We start from the raw sequence: 295 nt of genomic DNA, 5'->3' as shown, positions 1-295 counted from the left end.
TTTTTAAAAGATTGTTTTGATCATGGCGGTGTAGCTCAGCTGGCTAGAGCGTACGGTTCATACCCGTGAGGTCGGGGGTTCGATCCCCTCCGCCGCTATAAAGGACCTTTAGCTCAGTTGGTTAGAGCAGACGGCTCATAACCGTCCGGTCGTAGGTTCGAGTCCTACAAGGTCCACCATCTATACGGAGGAATACCCAAGTCCGGCTGAAGGGATCGGTCTTGAAAACCGACAGGGGTGTCAAAGCCCGCGGGGGTTCGAATCCCTCTTCCTCCGCCATATTTTTTAAAAAACC

3 tRNA genes are annotated in these 295 nt (G+C 52.2%); all 3 read left to right on the top strand.

What is annotated here, in order from left to right:
- Nucleotides 1–24 precede the first annotated feature (24 nt).
- The 3 genes from AC20OE_RS18820 (at nt 25) to AC20OE_RS18810 (ending at nt 279) form a co-directional block, all read left to right on the top strand.
- Nucleotides 25–98 (top strand) — tRNA-Met (locus tag AC20OE_RS18820).
- A 4-nt stretch (nt 99–102) separates the two neighbouring features.
- A tRNA-Ile gene (locus AC20OE_RS18815) sits at nt 103–179 on the top strand.
- A 7-nt stretch (nt 180–186) separates the two neighbouring features.
- Nucleotides 187–279: transfer RNA gene (locus tag AC20OE_RS18810), tRNA-Ser, on the top strand.
- The last annotated feature ends 16 nt before the right edge of the window (nt 280–295 follow it).

This window comes from Bacillus sp. SRI_025 (assembly GCF_057592095.1).
The sequence above is the reverse complement of the archived record's forward strand: the minus strand, read 5'-3'. Positions and strand labels throughout refer to the sequence as shown.